The organism is Rubrivivax rivuli, assembly GCF_004016505.1.
Taxonomy (GTDB): domain Bacteria; phylum Pseudomonadota; class Gammaproteobacteria; order Burkholderiales; family Burkholderiaceae_C; genus Rubrivivax; species Rubrivivax rivuli.
Genome location: NZ_SACR01000002.1, coordinates 523,307 through 545,373, shown reverse-complemented (window position 1 = coordinate 545,373; position 22,067 = coordinate 523,307). Strand labels below are relative to the sequence as shown.

General features: G+C 73.0%; 16 protein-coding genes. 10 read left to right on the top strand and 6 right to left on the bottom strand.

Annotation, left to right across the window (positions count from 1 at the left end):
- The first annotated feature begins 10 nt into the window (after positions 1-10).
- Complete coding sequence (locus EOE66_RS07000) at positions 11-493, top strand: YgjV family protein (protein ID WP_205702646.1); 483 nt, start codon at positions 11-13, stop codon at positions 491-493.
- A gap of 7 nt (positions 494-500) precedes the next feature.
- Here the strand turns inward: EOE66_RS07000 and EOE66_RS06995 are convergent, their stop codons facing one another.
- Together EOE66_RS06995 and EOE66_RS06990 are read right to left on the bottom strand one after the other, a co-directional pair.
- The gene (locus EOE66_RS06995; RefSeq protein WP_128227944.1) at positions 501-2,663 is read right to left on the bottom strand and encodes a S9 family peptidase; all 2,163 of its coding nucleotides are present in this window, start codon (positions 2,661-2,663) and stop codon (positions 501-503) included.
- Positions 2,660-3,619 (bottom strand): sugar kinase, encoded by a 960-nt coding sequence (locus EOE66_RS06990; protein WP_128227943.1) that lies wholly within the window; start codon positions 3,617-3,619, stop codon positions 2,660-2,662. The genes EOE66_RS06995 and EOE66_RS06990 overlap by 4 nt, the downstream gene beginning before the upstream one ends.
- 87 nt (positions 3,620-3,706) lie before the next feature.
- Between EOE66_RS06990 and EOE66_RS06985 the strand changes: the two genes are divergently transcribed.
- The 6 genes from EOE66_RS06985 to EOE66_RS06960 all read left to right on the top strand — a co-directional run bounded on the left by EOE66_RS06985 (position 3,707) and on the right by EOE66_RS06960 (position 9,168).
- Complete coding sequence (locus EOE66_RS06985; protein ID WP_128227942.1) at positions 3,707-4,525, top strand: NAD-dependent epimerase/dehydratase family protein; 819 nt, start codon at positions 3,707-3,709, stop codon at positions 4,523-4,525.
- A complete protein-coding gene (garD, locus tag EOE66_RS06980; protein WP_128227941.1) occupies positions 4,522-6,081 on the top strand; it encodes a galactarate dehydratase in 1,560 nt (519 codons plus the stop codon). The genes EOE66_RS06985 and garD overlap by 4 nt, the downstream gene beginning before the upstream one ends.
- 48 nt (positions 6,082-6,129) lie before the next feature.
- Positions 6,130-6,753 (top strand): DTW domain-containing protein, encoded by a 624-nt coding sequence (locus EOE66_RS06975; protein ID WP_245478941.1) that lies wholly within the window; start codon positions 6,130-6,132, stop codon positions 6,751-6,753.
- A 141-nt stretch (positions 6,754-6,894) separates the two neighbouring features.
- Positions 6,895-7,239, top strand: a complete 345-nt coding sequence (locus EOE66_RS06970) for a hypothetical protein (protein WP_128227940.1) — start codon at positions 6,895-6,897, stop codon at positions 7,237-7,239.
- A gap of 17 nt (positions 7,240-7,256) precedes the next feature.
- Positions 7,257-8,510, top strand: coding sequence for a YcaO-like family protein (locus EOE66_RS06965; RefSeq protein ID WP_128227939.1), 1,254 nt, complete (start codon positions 7,257-7,259; stop codon positions 8,508-8,510).
- On the top strand, positions 8,503-9,168 hold the full coding sequence (locus EOE66_RS06960; RefSeq protein ID WP_128227938.1) for a TfuA-like protein: 666 nt from the start codon (positions 8,503-8,505) through the stop codon (positions 9,166-9,168). Before EOE66_RS06965 ends, EOE66_RS06960 begins: the two co-directional genes overlap by 8 nt.
- Here EOE66_RS06960 and EOE66_RS06955 read toward each other — a convergent pair.
- Positions 9,107-11,677 (bottom strand): ATP-binding protein, encoded by a 2,571-nt coding sequence (locus EOE66_RS06955; protein ID WP_164885015.1) that lies wholly within the window; start codon positions 11,675-11,677, stop codon positions 9,107-9,109. The genes EOE66_RS06960 and EOE66_RS06955 overlap by 62 nt on opposite strands.
- Before the next feature lie 184 nt (positions 11,678-11,861).
- Between EOE66_RS06955 and EOE66_RS06950 the strand changes: the two genes are divergently transcribed.
- On the top strand, positions 11,862-12,386 hold the full coding sequence (locus EOE66_RS06950; RefSeq protein ID WP_128227936.1) for a carboxymuconolactone decarboxylase family protein: 525 nt from the start codon (positions 11,862-11,864) through the stop codon (positions 12,384-12,386).
- Positions 12,387-12,411: 25 nt separating this feature from the next.
- On the opposite strand, the gene EOE66_RS06945 is transcribed toward EOE66_RS06950, so the two are convergent.
- Both EOE66_RS06945 and EOE66_RS06940 read right to left on the bottom strand, forming a co-directional pair.
- On the bottom strand, positions 12,412-14,571 hold the full coding sequence (locus EOE66_RS06945; RefSeq protein WP_128227935.1) for a TonB-dependent receptor family protein: 2,160 nt from the start codon (positions 14,569-14,571) through the stop codon (positions 12,412-12,414).
- A 56-nt stretch (positions 14,572-14,627) separates the two neighbouring features.
- The gene (locus EOE66_RS06940; RefSeq protein WP_128227934.1) at positions 14,628-15,887 is read right to left on the bottom strand and encodes a helix-turn-helix domain-containing protein; all 1,260 of its coding nucleotides are present in this window, start codon (positions 15,885-15,887) and stop codon (positions 14,628-14,630) included.
- A gap of 156 nt (positions 15,888-16,043) precedes the next feature.
- Here EOE66_RS06940 and EOE66_RS06935 point away from each other — a divergent pair, with 156 nt between their 5' ends.
- Complete coding sequence (locus EOE66_RS06935; protein WP_128227933.1) at positions 16,044-18,173, top strand: PQQ-dependent dehydrogenase, methanol/ethanol family; 2,130 nt, start codon at positions 16,044-16,046, stop codon at positions 18,171-18,173.
- Between the two features lie 60 nt (positions 18,174-18,233).
- Positions 18,234-20,597: a hypothetical protein gene (locus EOE66_RS06930; RefSeq protein ID WP_128227932.1), complete on the top strand. Its 2,364-nt coding sequence runs from the start codon at positions 18,234-18,236 to the stop codon at positions 20,595-20,597.
- 21 nt (positions 20,598-20,618) lie between these two features.
- Here the strand turns inward: EOE66_RS06930 and EOE66_RS06925 are convergent, their stop codons facing one another.
- On the bottom strand, positions 20,619-22,064 hold the full coding sequence (locus EOE66_RS06925) for a TolC family protein (RefSeq protein ID WP_128227931.1): 1,446 nt from the start codon (positions 22,062-22,064) through the stop codon (positions 20,619-20,621).
- Between the last annotated feature and the right edge of the window lie 3 nt (positions 22,065-22,067).

Genomic DNA, 22,067 nt, shown 5'->3' with positions numbered 1-22,067 from the left:
CCCCGCACAGTTGCTGGGTTATGCCGCCTTCGCCCTGGGGCTGGCCTGTTTCCTCCAAACCGACGACCGCCGCTTCAAGCTCTTCATGGCGGCCGAGTGCGCGGCCTACATCGGCCACTTCGCGCTGCTGGGCCAGCCCACGGCGGTGGCCAGCACGGCGGTGTCGCTCGGGCGTTCCATCGCTTCCTTGAAGTGGCGCACGCCGGCGGTGGGCCTGTTCTTCATTGCGCTGAGCCTGGCGCTCGGGGCCTGGTTGTTCCAGGGCTGGCTGAGCTTGCTGCCCATCGCGGCCTCTTGCATCGGCACCACGGCGCTGTTCTTCCTGCACGGCCTGCGCATGCGCGCGCTGATGCTGGTGGGCACGCTGCTGTGGCTGGTGAACAACCTGCTGGTGGGCAGCATCGGCGGCACCTTGCTGGAGGCCTGCCTGGCCGTGGCCAACCTGCGCACCATCGCGCAGCTGTGGCGGGCCGAGGCGCGGGCCGCGGCCTGAAGCACCCTCAGGGCGGGTCGCTCACCGGGCGGCCGGCCAGCAGCCGCTGCACGAATTCCACCGTGGCGTGGTGCAGGAAGTTGCGGTTGTCGGCGCGGTTGAAGCCGTGACCTTCGTTCTCGCCGGTGAGAAACCACACCGGCGTGCCTTGCGCGCGCAGCGCCTGCACGATCTGCTCGGCCTCGCGCCAGGGCACGCGCGGGTCGTTGCGGCCGTGCACGATGAACATCGGCTTCTTCATCTGCGCCACGCGGTTCAGCGGCGAGATGCTGTTCAGGAAGGCGCGCATCGCGGGGTCGCGCTCGTCACCGTATTCGAGCCGGCGGTTGTCGCGCCGGTAGCTCTCGGTGTTCTCCAGCAGGCTCACGAAGTTGCTGATGCCCAAGCGGTTGATGGCGCCCAGGATGCGCGCGTTCTCGGCCGCTGCCACGGCCAGCGCCATGTAGCCGCCGTAGCTGCCGCCGGCCACCACCACGCGGCCCGCGTCCACGCCCGGCAGCGTGGCCAGGTGGTCGAGCAGGCCGCTGATGTCGCGCACGGCGTTTTCGCGCTGGCGGCCGTTGTCCAGGTCGAGGAAGCGCCGGCCGAAGCCCTCGCTGCCGCGCACGTTGGGCAGCACCAGGTGCATGCCGAGTTCCTGCACCACGTGGCGCAGCGTGCCTTGCAGGTAGCTGGGGCGCGCCTGCGAGCTCGGCCCGCCGTGGATCTCGATGAACACCGGCCTCGGCCCGCTGAAGCTCGCCGGCGGGGCGATGTGCAGCGCGCTGATCTCGGTGCCGTCGAAGCTTTTCCAGCGCAGCGTGCGCAGTTCGGGCTGCACGGTGCCCGCGGGCTGGGTGCTCGCGCTCCAGGGCTGCACTTCGCCGCGCTCCAGGTCCAGCACCCAGGGACGGCCCGGGCTCTGCGGCGAGACGTGGTTGAAGGCCAGCAGCGGAAGCCGCGGGTGCCAGGCCAGCGTGCCGATCACGCCGGGCGGCACGCCGTCCGGACGGCGCAACTCGCCAGCGCCGTCCTTCGGCAAGAAGAGGCGCAGCACCGACAGGCCCTGCTCGTTGTGCACCAGCGCCAGCGGCCGGGGCGGGCTGCCTGCCGGCGGCACGGCCAGGCCTTCCAGGTCGGCGGCGGGGCTGGCGCTGTAGCGGGTGCGCTGGCCGGTGTCGGGGTCCAGCGCTGCGAGGCCGCGGAAATCGCCTTCCACCGGCCGGGTCCACAGCAGGCCGGGGGGCGTGGGGCTGGCCGGGCCGGCATCCGCCAGCACCGGGCCGGGGGTGGTGGTGGCCGTCTCGCCGCGGCCGGTGATGGCCGTGGGCGGGCCGCCGCGCCAGGGGTGGCGCCACACCCGGCTGCCGCGGCCCACGGTGTGCAGCAGCGTGATGTCGCCGTTGGCCAGCACACGCAGATCGCTCAGCCGCGTGCCCTCGGCGCTGGCCAGCAGCTGCGGCTCGGCTTCGGGGCGCAGAGGGTCGATGCGCCAGAGCTCGGTGCGCGCCTGGCGGGCGCCTGGGGCCGGGTTCGGGCTGTCTTCGCCTTCGTCGCCCTTGTCGTCGGCATCGGGGCTGCGCGCGGCGCGGCGGTCCAGCGTGGTCAGCAGCACGGCCAGGCTGCGGCCGTCGCGGGCTTCCGGCGCGAAGGCGTAGTCGGCCACGCGCAGGTGGGCGGGCGTCAGCGGCACCGGGGCTTCACGGCCTTCGGGGTCGAGGCGGAAGAGGCGCCAGGCTTCGTCGCCGTCGGTGTCGCGGCTGTAGACGAGGTAGGCACCGGCCTGCGGTTCCCACAGCGCGCGCTGCACGGCATGGCGCTCGCGCGTCAGCGGCAACGGGCGGCCGCCGGGCTCGCGCAGGCGGTGCAGCTGCGGCGTGCCGGCGCTCTCAGTGCCGCCGCCGGCCACCACCAGCATCTCAGGGCGCTGCGGGTGCCAGTCGACGAAGCGCAGGCTGCGCGGTGCCGGCGTCTCGGCGCGCGGCAGGCGGGGAATGGGGGGCAGGCCTTCGGCGCGCAGCTGCGGGCCGGGGGCCAGCCGCGGGGTGTGGGTGCCCGTTTCGTCGGCGTTCTGGGCCTGTGCCGGGTTGGCGAGGCCAGCGCTCAGCAGGGCCAGCAGACCCACCGCGCGCCAGCTGGCTTGGGCGCGCGGGTGCAGGGAGGGCTTGGGTTCGGCAGTGCTGGGCTTCATCGCGGCATGGCCTCGGGGGGAATCACGGCCCCCCGATGCTGCACCACGATGCTGGCCAGTTGGTTGCCGGCCGCCGCCGCCGCCGTGGCGCTGCCGCCGGCCAGGCGCGTGGCGAGGTAGGCGCCGGCAAAGCTGTCGCCAGCGGCGGTGGTGTCCACCACCTTGGGCACGGTCACGGTGGGCACCTCCACCGGCGCCTGGCCCTGCAGCCGCACCAGCGTGGGGGCGGCGCCGCGCTTGACCACCACCTCGCCGCAAGGCAGGGCCAGCGTGCGCGCCAGCGCGTTGGCCGCGCCTTCGGGCGTGGCGGGGTCGCCCCAGAGCAGCTGTTCGTCGTCCAGCGTGGCCAGCACCGTGCTGGCCAGCGCGGTGAAGGTGCTGAAGGCGGCCTGCGCGGTGGCCGCATCGGCCCACAGGCGCGGGCGGTAGTTGTTGTCGAAGACCACCGCGGCCCCGCGCGCGCGCAGCCGCTGTGCCAGCGCCGCCAGCCGCGCACGGCCGGCCGGCGGCAGGATGGCCAGGCTGATGCCGCTGAGGTACAGCGCGTCGATGCTGTTGGCCTGCTGCTCCAGCGGCGTGTCGCCCTCCGCGGTGTCGAAGTAGGCGCGCGCGGCGGCCTGCTCGCGCCAGTAGTGGAAACGGCGCTCGCCGTGTGCATCCACCTCGATGAGGTACAGGCCCGGCAGCTTGCCCGGCAGCCGCCGCACCAGGCCGGTGGCAATGCCCTCGGCCTGCCAGCGCTGCAGCAGACCGGTGCTGAGGCCGTCGTCGCCCAAGGCGGTGGCGTAGTCCACCCGCAGGCCGTGGCGCGCGCCGCAGCGCGCCAGGTAGACGGCGGTGTTCAGCGTGTCGCCGCCGTAGCCCTGCTGCAGCGTGCCGAAGGGCTGGCCCTGCAGTTCCAGCATGCATTCGCCGATGGCCACGATGCGCGGGCCGGGGCCCGGGGTGCCTGCCATGTGGATTCCCCTATCTGCTTTTGAAACGACGTTTCGATATTCTAGGCACCTGATTTCACCCGCCCGCTCCGGGCCGACCCTGGGCCCATGAACACCGCCACGCCCGTTTTCGACACGCTGCTGCTTACCGGTGCCGCCGGCACCCTGGGCCGCGCCCTGGCGCCCAGCCTGCGCGCCCTGTGCCGCACGCTGCGCCTGAGCGACCTGCCTGCCGCGCTGGCTGCGCCGCCGCTGCAGCCCGGCGACGAAGCGCGCCCCGCCGACCTGGCCGACGCCAGCGCGATGGACGCGCTGCTGCATGGCGTGCAGGCCGTGGTGCACCTGGGCGGCGTGTCGGTGGAAGGGCCGTTTGCGCCCATCCTGGCGGCCAACCTGGCCGGCACCACGCACCTGTACGAGGCCGCGCGCCGCGCCGGCACGCGGCGCATCGTCTTCGCCAGCAGCAACCACGTGACGGGCGGCTACCCGCAAGGCCACAGCCTCACCACGGCCTGCCCGCCGCGGCCCGACGGCTTCTACGGTGCCAGCAAGCTCTATGGCGAAGGCCTGGCCGCGCTGTACTGGCAGCGCTACGGCATCGAGAGCGTGTGCCTGCGCATCGGCAGCGCCACGCCCGAGCCCACCGACGCCCGCGCGCTGGCCACCTGGCTGAGCCTGCGCGACCTGGCGCAGCTGGTGCGCTGCGCGCTCACCGCCCCCGGCGTGGGGTGCACCGTGGCCTACGGCTGCAGCGCCAACACGCGCCGCTGGTGGCAGGACGACGCCACCTGGGCCCGCCTGGGCTACGCCCCGCAGGACAACGCCGAAGCCTGGGCTGCGCAGTTGCAGGACCGCCTGCTGCCCGAAGGCCCGCAGCGCGAGCTTCAGGGCGGTTCTTTCCTCGGCATCGGCCCCTTCGATCCATGAGCAACCCGTCTTCTCCAGACCGCCGACTGCTGCAGCAGCACGCTGCGGACAACGTGGCCATCGCCGTGCAGGCCGGCGGCCTGGCTTCGGGCACCGTGCTGGCCGGTGGCCTGGTGCTGCGCGACACGGTGCCGCAGGCGCACAAGGTGGCGCTGCAAGACATCGCCGCCGGCGCGCCCGTGCTGCGCTACGGCGTGGCCATCGGCCATGCGCTGCGCGACGTCGCCGCCGGCAGCTGGGTGCATGAACGCCTGCTGCAGCCCTTGCCTGCGCGGTCGCTGGAGGGCCTGCCGATGGCCACGGCGCTGCCGCCGGCCGCACCGCCGCTGCACGGCCACACCTTCCAGGGCTACCGCAACGCCGACGGCAGCGTGGGCACGCGCAACCTGCTGGCCATCAGCACCACGGTGCAGTGCGTGGCGGGTGTGCTGGACGTGGCGGTGCAGCGCATCAGGGCCGAACTGCTGCCGCGTTTCCCCAACGTCGACGGCGTGCTGGGCCTGGAGCACGCCTACGGATGTGGCGTGGCCATCAGCGCACCGGGCGCCGAGATCCCCATCCGCACGTTGCGCCACCTGGCGATGAACCCCAACTTCGGCGGCGAGGTGATGCTGCTCGGCCTGGGCTGCGAAAAGCTGCAGCCCGAGCTGCTGCTGCCGCCGGGCAGCCTGCCGCTGCACACCGCGCAGACGCTGAGCACGCTGCGCCTGCAAGACCCGCAGCACGTGGGTTTTGGCGCGATGGTCGACCACCTCGTGCAAAGCGCCGTACCCCATCTGGAGCGCCTGAACGCACGCCGCCGCGAGACCGTGCCCGCCAGCGCGCTGGTGGTGGGCGTGCAGTGCGGCGGCAGCGACGCCTTCAGCGGCCTGACCGCCAACCCCGCCGTGGGCCACTGCACCGATCTGTTGTTGCGCGCCGGCGCCACCGTGCTGTTCAGCGAAACCACCGAAGTGCGCGACGCCATCGCGCAGCTCACCGCGCGCGCTGCCACGCCGGCCGTGGCGCAGCGCCTCGTCGACGAGATGGCCTGGTACGACGACTACCTGGCCCGTGGCGGCGCCGACCGCAGTGCCAACACCACGCCGGGCAACAAGGCCGGCGGCCTGAGCCACATCGTCGAGAAGGCCATGGGCAGCGTGGTCAAGAGCGGCAGCGCGGCCATCACCGGCGTGCTCTCACCGGGCGAGCGCGTGCCGCCGGGCGCGCCGGGTCTCTACTACTGCGCCACACCGGCCAGCGATTTCATCTGCGGCACGCTGCAGCTGGCCGCGGGCATGAACCTGCACGTCTTCACCACCGGCCGCGGCACGCCCTATGGCCTGGCGGCCTGCCCCGTGGTGAAGGTGGCCACGCGCAGCGAACTGGCCGAACGCTGGCACGACCTGATGGACATCGACGCCGGCCCCATTGCCGACGGCCGCGCCACGGTGCAAGAGCTCGGCGAGCTGATGTTCCGCAGCTTGCTGGCCGTGGCCAGCGGACAGCGCACCTGGGCCGAGCATTGGGGCCTGCACAACGCGCTGGTGCTCTTCAATCCGGCGCCCGTGACCTGAAGGCCAGGGGCGACGCCCGCACGCCGACGTGCATGCGAGCATGCGGGCGTGAACCCCGAGCCCCCGGCGACCCTGCCGCCTGCACCCCGCCGCGCCGCGTGCCCACGCTGCCTGCGCCCGCAGCCCACCTGCCTGTGCGCGCTGGTGCGCCCTACCGCGCACCGCAGCGGGGTGCTGGTGCTGCAGCACCCGCAAGAGCAGCGCCAGGCGAAGAACAGCGTGGGCTTGCTGCGGCTCTCGCTGGCGCATTGCGAGGTGGTGGTGGGCGAACGTTTCACGCCTGAGGGGCTGGCCGCCCTGCTGCACCGGCCCGGGCGGCAGACCCGGCTGCTTTATCCCGACGGGCCTGCCGCGCCGGCACCGCAGGTGCCAGCGCCGGCCCCGCAACAGGCTGCGTGGCCTGTCCGGCTGGTCGTCATCGACGCCACCTGGCGCAAGAGCCTGCGCCTGCTGCTCGAACACCCGGCGCTCGCCGCGCTGCCGCGCCTGGCTCTGCCCGCGCCGCCGCCCACGCGCTACCGCGCCATCCGCGCCGCGCGCCGGCCCGACCACGTCTCGACGCTGGAAGCCACGGTGCAGGCGCTGGCGCTGATCGAAGGCCCGGGCTTCGACGGCGCGCCGCTGCTGTCGGCTTTCGGACAGTTCGTGGACACGCTGGCGGCCCGCAGGTGAGGGGTGCTGTTCGAATGGGCCTGCCCTGCACGTTGATGGGCAGGTTGCGAGGCGATACATTCACCGCGCGTCGATGCCGGCGAGGATCGAAGGCCTGAAGGCCCTCAGCAGTTCAACGGTGCACGGACTTGGGAGAAGCGAGTGGCGAGCAAAAAGTCAAAGGCGAAGGCAGCGGCTCCAGCAGCGGCCGTCACGCCGCGAATCATCTTTCAGGACCTGGACCCAGTGTCGGAAGCGGCGGTCCGGGCGATGATCCAGGCGCTGGGTGACGGCTCGCCCTCCGCGCAGTTCGTGGGTCAGGCGCAGGCTGAGACGGTCTGGGCCGGGATGAATGCGCCTGTCGCGATCTGCGCTTCGCCCTATCCCCCCGACAACCCCAGCAATCCAGCCCCGAACGGGCCGGCACCTGCGCGCAAGGCGCCGGGCAAGAAGGCGCCGAAGACCCCTGCCGACAAGCCGAAGAAGCCGCCTCGGGACGGCAAGTAACCTCGCGCCGCGCCGCGATGCATGACGCGTCGGCGCACGCGTCGCGCGGTGCCGGTTCCGCGCGCGTCTTGCGCCGCGGCTCCAGCTTGCGAGCCTGCGCGCCCGCGCTGACGCTGAGCCGGGCGCGCGCCGCGATGGCGGCGCTCGGCATCACCCGGGTGACCGACATCACCCGGCTCGACCAGCTGGGCCTGCCCGTGTTCACCAGCATCCGCCCGCGCGGGCAGGGTCTGCGTGTCCATGCGGGCAAAGGCCTGCGGCGCATCGACGCGCAGGTGGGCGCCTTGATGGAGGCCATCGAGTTCGCCGTGGCCGACCCTGGCCGCCAGCCCAGCCTCGGCCGGCGCTTCAGCGTTGCAGCGCTGCAGCGGCGCTGGGGCGAGCGGCTGATCGACCTGGTGCCGCTGCTGTCCTGGCAGCCGCAGGCCGACCAGCGCCTGCGCTGCCTGCCGCTGGACGACCTGGCCGCCGGCCTCCGGGTCTGGGTGCCGTCGGCGCTGGTTCTCTACCCCTGCGACGGCCCCACCTTCGGCGAGCCCGAGGTCTTCGGCGCCACCACCACCGGCCTGGCCTCGGGCAACACGCTCGACGAGGCCACGCTCCACGGGTTGCTGGAAGTGCTGGAGCGCGACGCCATCGCCCTGCACCACGCGCAAGACCGCTCGATGCACGTGGCGCCCGGCGACCTGCCCGCACCTTTCCGACGGCTGGCGCTGCAGTGGCGCGAACTCGGCATCCACCTGGCCGTTCGCTGCATCCCGAACGACTTCGATCTGCCCTGCTTCTTTGCCGTGCTGCACGACGCGACGGGCGCACCCGTGCATCTCGCGGGCGGGCACGGCCTCCACCTCGACGCCCGCGTGGCGCTGTCGCGGGCCGTCTGTGAGGCGGCGCAGTCCCGCCTGAGCCAGATCCACGGCGGACGCGACGATGTGACGCGCTACCACGCCCAGTTCGCGGCCCTGCCCAAGCAGGACCGTGCGGCCGCCATCGCCCGGCAGCTCGAGCCGTGGTTCGACACGCACCGGCGCATCCGTTTCCGCGACGTGCCCTCGCGCCCGGTGGCAGGGCGCAGCCTCGCGCAGCACGTCAGCGACCTGGTCGCCGAACTCGGCCGGCGCGGTTTTCCCACGGTCGCCCGGCACCGCTTCGACGCCGGCCTCGACGGGCTGGAGGTGGTGCGCATCGTCGTTCCCCGCTGCGAAGACCTGGCAGGCGGCACGCGCCGCGCCGGCATGCGTTTTGTCGCACGCGCCATCGGCCGTGGCTGAACCGGTGCTCTTCGTCGGCCCGACGGCCTGCGGCATCGACCTTGCGGCCTTGTCGCGCGGTGGCCTGCGCGTGCGCCCGCCCGTGGCGCGCGGTGATGTCGACAGCCTGCTGGCCCGTTCGCGCCGGCCCGGCGTGATGATCCTCTGCGACGGCCTGTTCCAGTCGCAACCAGCCGTCTCGCATGCGGAGCTGTGCCGCGCGCTCGATGCCGGTTGGCAGGTGTGGGGCGTCTCCAGCCTGGGCGCCATCCGCGCGCACGAGTTGCGTGGCGAAGGCATGCGCGGCTTCGGCTGGGTCTACGAGCAGTTCTCGCGCCACGCCGATTTCACCGACGACGAGATGTGCCTGCTGCACTTCCCCGAGCCGCCTTTCTTCCCGGCCAGCGTGCCGCTGGTGAACCTGCGCTACGCGCTGGCCTGCCGCGCTGCAGACCTCGGCATCACCGCGGCCAGCGGGCGGCGCGTGCTGTCGGAGCTGTCGGGGCTGTGGTTCGGCGACCGCACCGCATCGCGCATGCGCCTGGCCCTGCTCGAAACAGGCGGGCTGTCGGCCGCGGTGGCCGACGAGCTGCTGCGCTGGATGGCCGCCTACCCGGTCAAGACGCTGGATCTGCAGGCATTGCTGCAGCAGCGGCCCTGGCGGGCTGCGCCCGCGTAGGGCCGGCCCCCAGGGGCGATGCGCTCAGCGCGCGGGCCAGCGCGGCCTGCAGCGGCAGGGCCTCGCCCTGCCGGCGGAGTTCGGCCAGGCTGCCCGCGTCGAACTGCTGCACCAGCGCGGCCTGCACGTCTTCGATGAGGGCCGCTTCCGCCGGATCGGGCTGCAGGGCGCGCTCGTGGCGCAGGCGTGCCGCGCAGGCGGCCAGCAGGGCCGCGTCGTCCCAGCGCGCTTCGCGGGTGGCGGCCAGCGCCATCGACTCCAGCACGAGAAACGCCACGCCGGGCGACGCACGCACCGCGGCGCGCGCGGCTTGCCGGGCCAGTTCCAGGCGCCCCAGGCGCACACCGGCCAGCGCCCGGTTGCACAGCATCAGGCTGCGCAGCCGGGGCCCCAGGTCCCAGCTTTCCAGATCGTGGTCGGTGGCCTCGAGCACGGCTTCGTACTGGCCTTCGACCAGCAGCCGGTCGGACAGCCGCACGCGGCAGGTGGACGCCAGCATCGCGAAACCGGCATCCGCCGCCCGCTGCTGCAGCGCCTGCAGCTGGGCCGCCTTGCGGTCGCTCCGGTAGAAGAGGCCGGAGGTGATCTCGCCCCACAGCCGCACGCGGGCCGAGAGCTCCCAGCTTTCGGATTCGCGCAGCCGCGCCCAGGCCTCCAGGGCCTCGCCCAGCCGGCCGGGCTGCGCTTCACACAGCCGGATCAGTTGCGCCAGGGCGCGGTACTCGCCGGCCTGGTCGCCCGCGGCCCGGTAGTCGTCGAGGGCGCGGCGCGTCAGCTCCGTGCCCACCTGCCGGCGTCCGTCCTCGTGGTGGGCCCGGCCCAGTTCCAGGCAGGCCCAGGCCCGGCGCCGCTGCCCGGCCAGGGCCAGCCGGTCCATTGGCACTGGCGTCTGCAAGACCTCGGGGGCCGTCTGCAGCAGCGTGTCGACCTGGGCCAGCCCGGCCACCAGCACCGCCAGCGTGTCGGGCTCGCCGTGTTCGCAGGCCCAGGCCAGGGCCTGCCGCAGGTTCGCCCGCTCGGTGGCGTAGCGGTCCATCCAGGGCGCATCGGCCAGGTGGTCGAGCTGTTCGTTGGCGTCTTCGAACCACCGCGCCAGGGCCTGCGCGTGGCTGCGCTGGATGGCGGCCGTCTCGCCCTGCCGCTCGAGCAGTTCCGCGGCGTAGTCGCGCGCGCTTTCCAGCAGGTAGAAGCGGTCGCCTTGCTCGCGGTGCCGGTGCACGAGCGACTTGTCGACCAGCGCACCGAGCGCATCGAGGAGGTCCCACTCGCCCAGCGTGGCATCGGCCGCGTCGAGGCACACCACCTGGCAGGCCACCTCGACACGGAAGCCGCCCACGAAAGGCTGCAGCCGGCGGAACACCAGGCGCTCCGTGGGCGTCAGCAGTTCGTAGCTCCAGTCGTAGGTCTGGCGCAGGCTCTGGTGCCGCGCGGCCCCGGGGCCCTGCCGCCGCGACAGCAGCCGCCGCTGCCGCAGCTGCGCATGCACCACCACCAGGCCCAGCGAAGCCACACGGGCCGCGGCCATCTCGATGGCCAGCGGCAGGCCGTCGAGTTGCTGGCACAGCTCGGCGGCGACCTTCACGTTCGAGGCATCCAGCAGGAAGCGGCGGTCGCCTTCGACCGTGCGCTGCCACAGGAGCTGCAGCGCCGGGTACTCGGCCACGTGGTCCGGCGAGACCCCGGGGCCGGGCGTCGCGAGCGGGTCGAGCCGGTAGACCCGTTCACCGGCCACATGCAGCGGCGTGCGCGAGGTCAGCAGCCACCGCACGCCCGGTGCGCGCGCCAGCGCCGCCGAGACGATCTCGGCCACTGCCGCCGAGAGGTGCTCGCAGTTGTCCATCACCACCAGCACCTGCGCCTGCGACAAGGCCTGCAGCAAGGCCTCGCGCCCGTCGGCGCAGGCCAGGATCTCGATCTGCAGCGCTGCCGCCAGCCGCGGCACCAGCTCGTCGCCGTTGCGCAGCAGGTCGAGCTCGAGCCAGCACACGTCACCTGCCAGGGTGGCGCTGCGCCGGGCGACGAGCGCCTGTGCCAGCGCGGTCTTGCCGACACCGCCCGTGCCAGTGATGCTGACCAGGGGCGATTGCGCGAGCCAGCCCGTCAAGGCCGTGAGATCGGCCTCGCGGCCGACGAGCCGGGGCGCCTGGGGGGCTGTGGGTGCCAGGGCAGCGCTGGACGGTGCGGGGGGTGCGGGAGGCGCAGCCGCAGGGGTGTCATCGCGCCGGGGCACGCTGAGGCGGTAGCCGATGGCCGGCACGGTGGCGATCGCCTGCGCGCCCAGCAGCTTGCGCAGCGTGGAGATCTGCACCGAGATGTTGTTTTCCTCGACCATGAGCGCGCCCCAGGCGCTGTCGAGGATCTGCCGCTTGCTCACCACTTGCTCGGGTTGGCGCGCCAGGGCCAGCAGCACGTCGAAAGCGCGGCTGCCGATCTCGACGGGATACCCCCCCACCCGCAGCACCCGTGCGACGGGATCGATATCGAAACCTTGGAAACGGAGCACGGCCATGGGGTCAACGCAGGGATGCGGCAAGGGCGCATCGGCAAGCCTGCGGATTCTCGGGCAAGCCGTGCGCTGGCAACGCCAGGACTTGCGAAGACCGAGCCCAGGCCCTGGCGGCGGCTGTGCGACGATGCCCGGGCGCCCCGCACCGTCCCAAGCACCCCACACCCACCCGAGATCCAGCCCCGCCATGGCCCGCCTGCCCTACGCCGACCTCACCCACCCCGAAGCCGCGCCGCTGGTGCAGCGCATCGTCGCCGAACGCGGCAGCGTGCTGCACCTCTACCAGATGCTGCTGCACAGCCCGCCGCTGGCCGAGGGCTGGTTGAACTACCTCACCGCGGTGCGGCAGAAGCTCGGCATCGGCGGCGCGCTGCGCGAGATGGTCATCATGCGCGTGGCCGTGCTCAACGGCGCACCCTACGAGGCCTTCCAGCACGCGCCCATCGCGCTGAAGGAAGGCATGACGCAGGCGCAGCTGGACGCGCTGGAACACTGGCAGGACAGCGCGCTCTTCAGCGACACCGAGCGCGCCGTGCTGAGGCTGACCGATGCGATGACGCGCGAGATCCACTTCGCGCCCGAGATCATGGAAGCCGTGCGCAGCGCTCTGGGCGAACGCGGCGCGGTGGAAGTGGCGGCCACCATCGCGGCCTATAACATGGTCTCGCGTTTTCTGGAAGCACTGCAGATCCACGCGGACGATCCGCGTTGAATGCGCTGCGGGCGCTGCAGGCCGCTCAGAACGGCTGCTGCCACTGCGCCTGCAGCAGCCACGGCCGGCCCGTCACGGGCTCGAAGAAGCGGCCATTGGCATCGCCCACGATCACGCTGCCCACGTAGGGCCGGCCCGAGAGGTTCTCCAGGCGCGCGCGCAGCGTCAGCGTGCCTGGGCCGAGCGGCAGCGCCTGGCTCGCGCGCAGGGCCGCGGTGGTGGCCGATGCGGCGAAATCGGTGTTGCGGTCGTTGACGGCCACGGCGCCTTGCTGGCGCAGTTCCAGCCCGACTTCGCGGCCCGTGCCGGGCGGGGCCCAGGCCAGCTGCAGCGCCGCGCTGCGCGGCTGCGTGCCCGCGATGCGGCCCCCGGGCGCCACCGTCACGCGGCCTTGCGTGGCGGTGCAGGGCACGCCGGTGCAGGCGATGAAGGCGTCGAGGTAGCGCGCGCTGAGTGTGGTGGCCGCGGCCTGCACACGCCAGGCCGGGTGCGGCTGCCAGCGCAACGCGAGTTCTGCGCCGCGGCGCTGCGTGCGGCCCACGTTCTGGAAGGTGGATCGGCCACCGGCGTTGGTGAGCACGCCGATCTCGTTGCTGGTGCGCGCGTCGAAGAGCGCCAGCTCGGCTTGCAGGTTCAAGGCCGGCGCGCGCCACTTCGCGCCCGCCTCCACCTGGCGGCTGCTTTGCGCGCGCAGCGCGCTGTTCAGGCCCGGCGCGCCATCGGGGCGGTAGGCCAGCTCGCCCAGCGTCGGCGTCTCGAAGCCGCGGCCGGCGCTGAGGTACAGGTTCCAGCCGCCGCCGGCCGGCGCCCACTGCAGCGCGGCCACGGGGTTGGTGTAGCGCAGGCGCTGGCTGCCGCTGTCGTCGCCGTTGCGGAGGTAGGCGTCCTGCGTGCTCAGCTGCAGGCGGCCGTGGCGCAGGCCGGCGGTGGCGGTGAAGCCGGCGCCCAGCGGCTGCTCGGCCTGGGCGTAGACATCGCTGTTGCGCAGGCGTGAACTCTCCTGGCGGCGCAGCGCCCCGCTCACGCCCAGCGTGGGGCCGATGAAGTTCTCGTAGCCGCGGCGGTCTTCGTCCTGCTGCTCGACGTTGAAACCCGCCACCAGCTGCGTGCCGCCGGCCCAGCGCCACACGGCGCGCAGGTCGACGCCGCCATAGTCGCGGTCGAAGTCGATCACGCCGCCGGGGTGCGCGGGGGCGGCCTGCGTGGCCACGGGGATGGCCTGCCACTGCGTCACCGCGCGCCGGCCGGTGTAGGCCGCGGCCTGCAGCTCACGCAGCGCGCCGTCACCGCCGAAGCGGTGGCGCCAGCTCGCGCCCGCCTGCGTCTGCCGTGCGCTCTTGCGGGTGTTGAACTGCAGGGCGGGTGTCGCGGTCTGGCCGGGGTCGGCCTCGAACTGCGTGCGGGTCAGGCCCAGCGGGTCTTGCGCCGGCTGCTCGGCGTGGTTCAGCACGACCGTCAGCGTGTCGGTTTCGGTGCTGCGGCCCACGCGCAGGTTGGCCAGCGTTCGCTGCGCCGCGCTGTGCGGGCGCGGGCCGTCGGTGCGCAGGCCGCTGGCCAGCGCGCGCGCGTGCCAGCCGGCCGCCAAGGGCGCTTCGGCCACCAGCCGCAGCTGCTGGAAGCCGTCGGCGCCGACATCGAGATCGAGCGACCCACGCCTTTGCGTGGGCGGCGCGCTCACCACCGAAAGCACCCCGCCCGAGCTGCTGCCGTACAAGGCGCTGAACGGGCCGCGCAGCACCTCCACGCGCTGCGCGCCGGCGAGGTCGAAGTGCGCCACCTGGCCCTGGCCGTCGGGCATGGTGGCGGGGATGCCGTCGCTGTACAGCCGCAAGCCGCGGATGCCGAAGCTGGCGCGTGCGCCATACCCGCGTGAGCTGAGTTGCAGGTCTTGCGCGTAGTTGTTGCGTGCATTCGCCACCAGGCCCGGCACCAGCGTGAGCGCCTCCGAGAGGTTGACCATGGGCCCGGCGTCGCGCAGCGAGTCGGCGTTGATCACGGTCACGGCGAAGGGCGCGTCGAAGGCGCGGCGTTCGGTGCCGTTGCCGCTGATGACGATGGTTTCCGCGGGCGCCTGCGCCAGCGTGGGGCCGGCCATCAAGGCGGCGGCCAGGGCAGCCAGCACAGGGACGTGGTGTCGCGCGGGTGTGGACGGGCGCACTGCGCGGCGCGGGCGGGGGGTTCGCATCGGTTCGGGCCGGTCAAGGGCAGGCCACGAAGGCGGCTTGCAGCAGGGGCGCGAGCTTAAGCGCCGCTGCTTTCTCCTGGCCGGCCGCGGGCTGCCGCCAGCCGGCGGTAGAGCAGCCCGCGCGACACGCCCAGCTCGCGCGCCGCGCGCGAGACATTGCCGCCGTTGCGCGCCAGCGCCTGCAGCACGAGGCGGTGGTCGTGTTCGGCCAAGGTCGACGCGGCGTCCGCGGCTGCGGAGGGCGCGGGCTCGGGCGCCACCGCCCGGGTCGAGGCCTCTGCGGCGGGCGGCGCCAGCGTGGGGGCCGGGGTGCGGCGGCCTTCGCCGTCGTCGCTGCGTGCGCCCGGCGCCATCTGCAGCCGCGCGCGCAGCCACACGCCCAGGCCGTTGGCCAGCTGCAGCGGCTGCGGGCCGCGCGTGCCGGCCGTGGCCATCAACACCGCCAGCTCGTGGCCAAAGACCTCGGCCACCGGCCGCTCTTGCAGATCGTCGGTGCCCAGCAGGCTGCGCGCGGCGCGGTTGGCCCAGGCCACGCGGCCTTGCGCGTCGATGCCGGCCAGCGCCTGCAGGGGCGTGCCGAGCAGGCGCGGGTCGGCCTGGAAGTGCAGCACCAGGGTGTCGCCATCGGGCTCGGCCAGCAGCGCGTCTTCGATGCTGCTGGCGTACAGGCCCACCAGCGCCGCGGCATCGAAGGTGAAGGCCCGGCCTTCGGTGGAGAGATCGAGCACGCCGGCCAGCCGGCCCTGGCGGTCGCGGATGGGCGCGGCGGCGCAGCTCAGGCGACCGCAGAGGTCGAAGAAGTGCTCTTCACGCGTCACCGTCACGGCCTGGCCCGTGCGCAGCACCAGGCCCGGCGCGGTGGTGCCCACCGCGTCTTCGCCCAGGTTCACGCCCAGGCGGCTGGCCAGGCCGAGCACGGGCTCGGTGTCCACCGGCACCGGCGAGCTGTGCACCACCAGGCCTTCGCCATCGCAGAGAAAGCTGCGCACGCCCGTGCGTGCCAGCGTGGCCTGCAGGCGTTCCAGCGCGGGGCGTGCGGCCTCCAGCAGCGGGCGTCCGCGTTGCAGGGCCCCGTGCCGGCGCGACGCGGTGACGGGGTCGAAGGCCAGCTTCTCGCCCGGCTGGCGGTGCGCCACCAGGCAGCGCTGCCAGCTCTGGATGATGGGCTCGGCCACCAGCCCGGTGGGGCGCTGGCCTTCGACGAACAAACGTTCGCGCGCCAGCGCGGCGCGCTGCGGTGCGCTGGCGAAGAAGGGCTGCTCGGGCAGGGCCACGGCGCTGTGCGCTGAACGGCGGCCGGCTGGCGGGTGGTGCATGGCGGGCAGTTTGTGCCGGGACGGAACAGCGCCTCATTCGGGAAAGCCCGTTGTTTGCGGCAAGGCGCGCCCGCGCGAAGCTGCGGCCCAGCCATGCGGTGGGCCGGGATCGGCCACACCCGGGCGCGGTTCAAGAACAAGCGCAGGAGACGACGCATGAACACCCCGCACCACCTCGCGGCCTGTCTGGCCCTCTGCCTCTCGGTGGGGGCCGTGGCGCAGACCGCCAAGCCGGCCGCCAACGCCACCCCCGCGGCCAAGGGCTCGGCCGCCCACATCAAGGCCGTGACCACGCGCGTGGACACCGGCTTCATCCGCGCCAACGCGCGAACCACCGTCGATTGGCCCAGCTACGGCCTCGACCACGCCGAGACGCGCTTTTCCAAGCTCACGCAGATCAACACCGCCAATGTCGGCAAGCTCGGCCTGGCCTGGAGCTACAACCTCGAGAGCACACGCGGCGTGGAGGCCACGCCGGTGGTGGTGGACGGCATCATGTACGTCACCGCCAGCTGGAGCATCGTGCACGCCATCGACGTGCGCACCGGCAAGCGCCTGTGGAGCTTCGACCCGCAGGTCGACCGCGGCTACGGCTACAAGGGCTGCTGCGATGTGGTGAACCGCGGCGTGGCCGTCTACCAGGGCAAGGTCTTCGTGGCCAGCTACGACGGCCGCCTGATCGCGCTGGACGCCGCCACCGGGGCCAAGGCCTGGGAGGTGGACACCATCATCGACCGCAAGTTCAGCTACACCATCACCGGCGCGCCGCGTGTCTACAAGGGCAAGGTGATCATCGGCAACGGCGGTGCCGAGTACGGCGTGCGCGGCTACATCACCGCGTACGACGCCAAGAGCGGCAAGCAGCAGTGGCGCTGGTTCACGGTGCCGGGCGACCCGAGCAAGCCCTTCGAAGACGAGAGCATGGCCAAGGCCGCCAAGACCTGGGACCCTGCCGGCAAGTACTGGGAAGCGGGTGGCGGCGGCACGGCCTGGGACACCATGGCCTTCGACCCCGAGCTGAACCTGATGTACGTGGGCACCGGCAACGGCAGCCCCTGGGCGCACAAGAAGCGCAGCCCGGCCGGTGGCGACAACCTCTACCTGGCCAGCCTGGTCGCGCTGAACCCCGACACCGGCAAGTACGTCTGGCACTACCAGCAGACGCCGGGCGACAACTGGGACTTCACCTCCACGCAGCCCATGATCCTGGCCGACCTGAAGATCGGCGGAAAGCCGCGCAAGGTGATCCTGCACGCGCCGAAGAACGGCTTCTTCTTCGTGGTCGACCGCAAGAGCGGCGAGTTCATCTCGGCGAAGAACTTCGTCGACGTCAACTGGGCCACGGGCTACGACGCCAAGGGCCGGCCCATCGAGACCGACATCGCGCGCGTGGCCGACCGCCCGCGGGAGATCATTCCCAGCCCCTATGGCGCGCGCAACTGGCACTCGATGAGCTTCAACCCGCAGACCGGGCTGGTGTACATGCCGGTGCAGAACGTGCCCGTCACGCTGCTGGACAACAAGGCCTGGAAGTTCAACGCCGCCAGCCCGCTGGAGCCGCACAGCAACCTGGGCTGGAACCTGGGCATGTTCGCGAATGCCGAGCCGCCCAAGAGCGCGCCCTTCGGCCGCCTGCTGGCCTGGGACCCGGTGAACCAGCGCGAGGCCTGGCGCGCGGAGAACGTCTCGCCGTGGAACGGCGGCACGCTCACCACCGCGGGCAACCTGGTCTTCCAGGGCACGGCCGACGGCCGCTTCATCGCGTACGACGCCCGCGACGGCAAGAAGCTCTGGGAAACGCCCACCGGCACCGGCGTCATCGCCGCGCCCAGCACCTACATGGTGGACGGCAAGCAGTACGTGAGCATCGCGGTGGGCTGGGGTGGCGTCTACGGCCACACCGCGCGCCACACCGACCGCAAGGGTCCGGGCACGGTCTACACCTTCGTCATCGACGGCCAGGCCCCTGCGCCCGAGTTCGTGGCCTACCGCCTGGGCGAACTGGTGCAGGGCGTGGCCTACGACAAGAATCACGTCGCCGAAGGCACGGCGCTGTACGTCAGCAACTGCGTCTTCTGCCACGGCGTGCCGGGCGTGGACCGCGGCGGCAACATCCCGAACCTGGGCTACTCGGCGCAGGGCGTCATCGCCAACCTCGACAAGTACATGTTCGGCGCGCTGGCCAAGAACGGCATGCCCGATTTCACCGGCAAGCTGCAGCCGGCGGATGTGGAGAAGCTCAAGGCCTTCATTCAGGGGACGGCGGACGCGATACGCCCGAAGTGACGGTTCCACCCCCGGGGGGCGCGGGCAGAATCGCGCTCCTCGGGAGGTGAGATGGTCTGGATGAAGAACGCGACGCGGTGGGCGCTGGGTGCGCTGGTTCTGGTGCTGGGCGCTTGCGGCGGCGGTGGGGGCGGAGGCGGCGGCCCCTCGAACAATGGGCTGCGGCTCACGGTCGACAGCAGCCGCGTCGATTTCACCGTGCTCGAAGGCGCAACGCCCGGCCAGGGCGCGCAGACCGTCACCGCGCGCCTCAGCGGTGGCAACGGCAACGAATCGGTCTTCATCGGAGTGGAGGCCACCGGCCAGGGCGTGCTGCTGCCCATTGGCGTGACCATCGACACCGTGGCACGCACCGGCGTGGCCTCGGTGGCGCCGAACGCGGCGCTGGCCGCTGGCACCTACAACGGCACCTTGCGGGTGCTGGCCTGCCTGGACGCGGCCTGCAACTCGCCCATCAGCGGCTCGCCGTTCACCATCAACTACGGCACCACGGTGCAGCCGCGTTTCAAGGCCTCGGTGGGCAGCCTGGCCTTTGCGGCCGCCGAATCGGTACAGGCCGCGGCCAAGACCTTGACGCTCACCTTGCCCAGTGGCGTGAGTGCGGCCACCCACACCGTGCGCTACGGCAGCGGCGCGACGGGCTGGCTGCAGGTGGACGCTACAGGCAGCAGCTACAGCATCCGCCCTGGCACGGGCCTGGCCGCTGGCAGCTACAACGCCCAGATCGACTTTGACGCCGGCTCGCAGCCGCGCGTGACGGTGGACGTGCAGCACGTGGTGAGCGCCGGCCTGGTGCTGGCGCCTCTGGTGGAGGCACGCATCACCTCCACCAGCCCAGCCTCGGCCAACAGCGGTTCGGTGGCCGTGGACGCCGCCCCCGGCGTGGCCGCTGGCACATGGACCGCCAGCACGGCCAGCCCCTGGCTGCGCCTGGCAAGCACCACGGGTGCGCTCGGCACGCCGCTGCAGTGGTCGATCGACCCCGAGGGCTTCCGCGCCCTGCCCAACGGCGCCAGCACCGACGCGAGGGTCACGGTCACCGCCGGTGCGCTGACCCCCCAGGTGCTGACGCTGCGCCTGAACAAGGACGTTGCCGAGTTCCAGGGCATCGACACCCTGGCCGTGCTGGCCGGCGAGGCTGGCGAGGTGCTGATCCACGGCCGCCTGCTCGATGAAGCCGGCCTGCAGCAGCGCGTGGTGGCCACGGGCTTCACGCCCGGTGCACTCACGGTGCGCAGCCCCAAGCTGCTCAGCCTGCAGGTGGGTGCGCTGGCGGCCGGCAGCTACACCCTCACGCTGCCCACGGCCTCGGGCCTGCCGACGCGCAGCGTGCAGTTGCAGGTGCTGGCGCCGGTGGACCGCGGCGCGCAGGTGGTGGCCACCACGGGCATCAAGGGCGGCGTGCAGTGGGACCCGATCACCCAGAGCCTGTTCGTGCACAACATCAGCCAGTCTTCGGTGATGCGCTTCCAGCTCGGCGGCAGCGTGGCCCAGCCCAGTGCCACCGTGAGCAGCCGCGTGATCGCCGGCCTGATGGGCATCGCGCTCAGCCCCGACCGCCGCAGCGTCATTGCCATCACCGCCACGGGCACGCTGCTGCGCCTGAGCACGCAGGACCTGTCGACGCAGACCAGCACCGAACTGGGCCGCACCGTGGCAGAGGGCACCTCGGTGGGCCTGCCGCTGGTGGTGACGGGCGACCAGCGCCTGCTGATGTCGCAAGGCAGCCAGTTTGCAGGCGCACTGTATGTCGACCTCGAGACCGACCGCGTGCTGCCGCTGCCCACGGGCAACTTCACCTTCTACAGCGGGCCCTGGGGGCGCGTCTCTCCCAACGGCCAGCGCGCGCTGATCGTGCAGACGGCCGGCCTCTCGCCGGCGCCGCCGCTGCTGCGCCGCGATGCGGCCGACGGGCTGCTCTCGCCGGTGGTGGGCAACGCCCCGTCCTTCTTCTACCGCGGTGCCAGCGACCGGCGCGGCACGCGCTGGGTGCTGGACGGGCGCGTGTACACCTACGACATGGTGCAGCAGGGCATGCTGCAGCCGGTGCCGCCGGATGGCTGGTTCGGGCAGGAGGCCGTGATGTCGCGTGACGGCTCGCGCACCTACCTCTACACCCGCAACGCCGTGCTCTCGCAGTCGCGCATCTTCGTGCTGGACACCGGCGCATCGCTGGGCACGGGCTACATCTTCCCGTCGCTCGGCACCCTGGAACCCTGGCTGGAACCTTCGTGCTCGAACCAGGTGCAGAACGAAAGCTGCAACGGCTACGCCACGCGCGTGGTGCTGACGGACGACGACCGCACGCTGCTGCTGATCGGCGATCGCCAGCTGGCCGTGGTGCCCATCCCCGCGAACCTGCGCGGCGGGCCGCTGCCGGCCACGGCGCAGGGCACGCGCTGGATGGGGCCGGCGCGGCGCTGACGGCCGCCGCTGGCGCGCGGCTCAGCCGAGCGCCAGCGCCCGAGCCAGCTGCCCGCGGTTGAGCCAGGCGCGCAGCTGCAGTTGCAGCCGGCCCTGCTCGGCTTCCAGCCGCGCGTTCCTGGCCTGCAGGAAATCGGCCTTGGCGATGGCGCCCACCTCCAGGCGCAGCGCGGCCACGCGCTCGGCGGCTTGCGTCTCGCGCAGGCGCGTGGCGTTGGCGGCCAGTTGCTGGCGCAGGCGCTCGCCGTCGATGAGGGCCGATTCCACCTCCACCAGCGCACGCGCCACCGTCTCGCGCAGCGCCAGCGCGGCCAGCTCCAGCTCGGTGCGGGCGGCGTCGCGCTGCAGGTCGAGGCGGCGCCAGTCGATCAAGGGCACCACCAGGTTGCCGGCCAGCGAGGCCACGGGGTTGCTCAGCCAGTCGCGCGCGGCGCTGCCGCCGGTGCCCAGGCTGGCACTGAAGCTCAAGGCCGGGTAGCGCTGCGCCTCGGCGGCCTGGCTGCGGGCCAGCGCGGCGTCCACCTGCGCGCGGGCGCGCTGCACGTCGGGGCGGCGCTCCAGCACGGCGGCAGGCCCTTCGCCCACGCGCCAGGGCGGGGGCAGGCCGTCGGCCGCGCCTGCCGGCAGGCGCGGCTGCTGCAGCGCAGGGCCCGGCGGGGTTTCGTCCAGCAGCAGGGCCAGCTGCAGGCGCTGCTGCGCGACATCGGCCTGCAGGTCGGCCAGCCGCTGCTCGGCCTGCTGCAGCGTGGCGGCGGCGCGGTCCACCTCGATGGGCAGCAGCTTGCCTTCCTGCACGCGCAGGCGCGTGGCGGCCAGCAGTTCGCGGTTGAGCTGCAACTGTTCTTGCGCCAGCGCGCCCTGCGTGCGGGCGGCGGCCAGCTGCCAGTAGCTCTCGGCCACGCGCTGGCGCAGCAGCAGGCGCGCGGCGCGCAGGTCGGTCTGCGCGCCGCGCAGTTGTGCGGCGTCGGCGGTGCGCAGCGCGGCCAGGCGGCCCCAGAGGTCGAGTTCGTAACCCACGCCCACGCTGGCGCCATAGCTGCGCGTGGTGCGTGCCGGCAGGGGCGCGGGCGGGTCCAGCGGGCGGTTGGCGCCGGTGCTGAGCCCTGCCGAGGGCGTGAGGCGCAGATCACCCAACCCAGCCTGCGTGCGTGCCTGTTCGATGCGCAGCGCCGCCTGGATGAGATCGCGGTTGGCGGCTTCGGCCCGCTGCAGCAGCGCCTGCAGTTCGGGGTCGGCCAGCAGGGCCCAGTCGGCGGGTGTGCCGCTGCTCGGCTCGGCCTGCCAGCTTTCGGGCGCAGCCGGGGCGGCGGGGGCGGCCTGAAGGACCGGGCCGCGCCAGGCGCAGCCGCCCAACGTCAAGGCCACGCTGGCAGCGGCAGCGGCCGTCAGCGCCGAGACACCGGCTTGCCGCAGGCCGCGGGGTGGGGTTCGCGCTCTCAAGGTCTTGTCCTTCTTCGCCGTTTTCATTCC